Consider the following 3,943-nt stretch of genomic DNA (forward strand, 5'->3'; position numbering starts at 1 on the left):
CTGAGGTGTAGATGATGTAGGCGGGGTGGTCGAGCCGGTGCGGCGCCGACCGCGCGAAATCCGGACGCTGTTCGTCGGTCAGGTCACCGGCCGGCAACGCGTCGAGCAGGGCCCGCAGTTGCGGGGTGCCGAGATCCAGCGTCCCGGAGCCGAAGTCGCGGCCGTTCGCCAACACGCAGACTGGAGCGGCGTCTTTGAGCATGTACGCGATGCGGTCGTCCGGCAGGTCGAGTTCGAGCGGCAGGTACGCGGCGCCGGTCTTGAGCACCGCGAACAGCGCGGCGACCATCTCGGCCGTACGCGGCAGCGCGAGGCCCACGACCCGTTCCGGCCCTGCGCCCTGGGCGCGGAGCAACCTTGCGATGCGGTTGGCGCGTTCGTTGAGTTCGCGGTACGTCCACACGGTCGGCGTGGGCCCGTCGGGGTCCTGCACGACGGCGGTCTCGTCCGGGGACAGCGCCGCACGCTCCTCCAACAGGTCCGCGACCGTCAGGTCGGGAACCGCCCGGACCGTCTCGTTGAACTCGACCAGCACGCGGTGCCGTTCGGCGGCCGACAGCACATCGAACTCGCCGATGCGGCGCGTGGGATCGTCGGCGATCTGTTCCAACAGCCGGATCAGTCGCTGCGCGAGCGTGGCACAGGTGTCGTGGTCGAACAGATCCGCGGAGTACTCGATGCCCAGTTCGACGGGTCCGCCGCGGGACGTGGATTGGTCGGCTTCGCGGAAGACGAAGTCCAGGTCGAACTTCGCTGTCGTCGGCGTGAAGCGTTCACCGGTCGGAACGATCTCTCCGAAACGGACATCGCCGACGTTCTGGTTCTGGTGTCCCACCATGACCTGGAACAGCGGGTTGCGGGCCAACGAACGCACCGGGTTGAGCTCCTCGACCAACCGCTCGAACGGCAGGTCCTGATGCGCGAATGCGGCGAGAGCCGTGTCGCGCATCCGGGCCAGGAGGTCGCCGAAGGCCGGATTGCCCCGCAGGTCGGCACGCAGCACCACGGTGTTGACGAAGAAGCCGATGAGGTCGGCGAACGCTTCCTCGTCGCGGCCGGCGACCGGGCTGCCCAGCGGGATGTCCTCGCCGCCACCGAGCCGGTGCAGAAGTGTGGCCACCGCGCTTTGGAACAGCATGAACGGACTGGCGCCCGCGTCGCGTGCCACATCGCGCAGCCTGTCGGCGAGTTCGGCCGGGATGACCGACTCGACGGTCCCGCCCCGGTAGCTTGCCACCGAAGGGCGCGCCCGGTCCGTCGGCAGCGGGACCTCCTCCGGGGCACCGGCCAAGGCCTCACGCCAGTACGCCAGTTGCCGGGCGTAACGGCTCGCCGGATCCGCAGGGTCGCCGAGCAGATCGCGCTGCCAGACCGTGTAGTCCGCGTACTGCACAGGTAGGGGCTGCCACGAGGGCGCCGCGCCTTTGCTGCGGGCGGTGTACGCGGCGGCCAGATCCTGTGCGAACGGTCGGATCGACCATTCGTCGATCGCGATGTGGTGGAACACCGCCAGCATCACGTACTCGTCCGGGCCGACCGCGAACACCGAGACACGCAACGGGAGATCGGTGGCAAGGTCGAACGGTCGCCTGGTCGCTTCCGCGACCGCAGCCGTCACCCGGGTCGCGTCCGCGCGGCCGACGGCGCCGGGGTCCGCTGTCCGGGGGCTGTCGGTCAGGTCGGTGAACTCCACAACCACACGGGCTTGTTCGGGGCTCAGCACGTACTGGAAGACATCGGTTGCGCCGTCCGAGGACGCATCGGACTCCACGCACACGGTGCGCAATGTCTCGTGCCGGTCGGTCACGTCCTGAACGGCCGCGCGCAGTGCGGCCACGTCCAGTTTTCCGCGCATCCGCACCGCGATGGGCTCGTGGTAGGCGGCGCTCGCGGTGTCGAACTGGCTCAGCAGCCACAACCGGCGCTGCGCGAACGACAAAGTCACCGGGCCGTGTTCGGAGCGCGGCGCCGGGGCCGGTCGCGTCGGGCCGGCAACAGCGTCCTCCGCGGTCACGAGCTCGGCGAGCGCGGCCGGTGTCGGTGCGCCGAAGACGTCGCGGATGGCCAGGTCCATGCCCAGGGTGGCGCGGGCCTTGGCGGCGAGCCGCGCTGCGAGCAGTGAATGCCCGCCCAGGTCGAAGAAGCTGTCCTCGGCGCTGACATCCGAGACGCCGAGCACTTCGGAGAAGAGCAGGCACAACGCCTTCTCCGTCGGCGTGGACGCCGCCCGGCCCGCCCGACGCCCCGCGCCCGCGTCGGGGGCCGGCAGAGCCTTGCGGTCCAGCTTTCCGTTGACGGTCAGCGGGAGCCGGTCGAGCACGACGAACGCGCTCGGCACCATGTACTCGGGCAGCCGCTCGCGCAGATAGGCGCGCAGACGCGGCACGAGCGTGCCCGCGTTGCGGCCGGCCGCGGGGCTGTTGGTGTACGCGGCGAGCGACCCCCGGCTCGCACCCGGCACGGCGTACGTGCCGGCGAAAGCCGCCGTGTCGGCTCCGTCGGGCCGGGCGAACACCACGTCGAAGGAGCCGGGCGAGCCGGGTGTCCAGGTAGCGGCGACGACGTAGCCGTGGTTCTCGCCCAGGGCGTACAGGAGTTCGGGTTCGATGNGAAAGCCGCCGTGTCGGCTCCGTCGGGCCGGGCGAACACCACGTCGAAGGAGCCGGGCGAGCCGGGTGTCCAGGTAGCGGCGACGACGTAGCCGTGGTTCTCGCCCAGGGCGTACAGGAGTTCGGGTTCGATGTGCGCGACCCCCGATACGGGAGCGTCGGAGCGCAGTGCGGCGCGGGCTTCGGCGATGCCGCCACCGTTCTCCAGCACGCGTACTGCGGCGAGTTCACCGGTCAGACGGGCGTTCGGGATGCCGGAGACCCGCAGCGAAGCGGGGTACTCGTCGCGCAACTGCTCGGCCAGCGCGGCAAGTTGCCCCGGGTCTTCGGCTTGCCAGGCACGCGTGGGCGCCGAGTCGAGATGTGCCGCGTCGGCCGCCAACGGCCGCCGGTGCAGGACCACGTCGTAGCGGTGCCGCGACAGTTCGTTGTGGTGGTGTCCGCGCTTGATCCGCAGATCGACGCCGCCCAGTTCCGGAAGTTGCTCCGCGAGTGCCGCGAAGTAGTCCGGATCGATCAGGAGTTCCTTCTCCAGCAGCACTCCGCGTTCGATGGCCGCGCGCACCGACGCGTCGTCCGCGTCCGGGGCTGCCTGGCCGACGTGGATCGCGGTGTGGAAGGCCCGGATGAGGCGCAGATTGCGTACATCGCCGACGAACACCGACCCGCCCGGCACGACGAGTTCGAGTGCCTGGCGCAGCACGCCGGTCAGGTACGCGGCGCTCGGGAAGTACTGGATGACGGAGTTGACCACGACCGTGTCGAAGAAGCCCTCGGGCAGCCCGGACAGGTCGTGCGCGGCGGCTGTGCGCAGCTCGACCTTGGCGGCGAGGCCCGGGTCGCGCGCGTCGATGTCACGACGCAGCTTGGCGATGACCGGAGCCGCGAAGTCGGTGCCCCAGTAGGACTCGCACAGCGGCGCCACCCTGCCGAGGATCAGCCCGGTGCCGACCCCGATCTCCAGCACCCGCCGGGGGCGTAGCGCGGCGATCCTGCTGACCGTCTCGTCCCGCCATTCCTGCATGTGCGGTACGGGGATCGGGGCGCCGTCGTAGCTGCTGTCCCATCCCGCGAAGTCATCCTCGGTGAAGACGGCGGTGTCGATCTCGGTGTACTCGTCGGCGTAGATCTGCCGCCACTCGGCGACCTGTTCCGCCTCGGACTCCGCCAACTCCGTGCGCACCGAGACGTCGTCGGGTGTCTCCGCATCCGGGTCGGCGGGCACCACGTAGGCGGTCAACTGCACGGAACCGTCGGGACCCTGTGTGGGGATGATCGCGTTCTGTGTGATTTCGGGGTGGTTGCCGAGGGTGGTTTGGATTTCGGTGGGTTCG

General features: G+C 70.1%; 1 protein-coding gene and 1 pseudogene. Both read right to left on the minus strand.

The features are described 5' to 3' along the window. On the minus strand, nt 1–2,515 hold a 2,515-nt coding region (locus tag ACRX5W_RS33145; RefSeq protein WP_436792109.1), incomplete at its 3' end, for a condensation domain-containing protein. Between the two features lie 782 nt (nt 2,516–3,297). Beyond that, a pseudogene (locus ACRX5W_RS33150) lies at nt 3,298–3,633 on the minus strand (class I SAM-dependent methyltransferase); the annotation flags it as partial. Nucleotides 3,634–3,943: the final 310 nt, after the last annotated feature.

This window comes from Yinghuangia sp. YIM S10712, assembly GCF_051388935.1.
In the GTDB taxonomy this organism is placed as follows: domain Bacteria; phylum Actinomycetota; class Actinomycetes; order Streptomycetales; family Streptomycetaceae; genus Yinghuangia.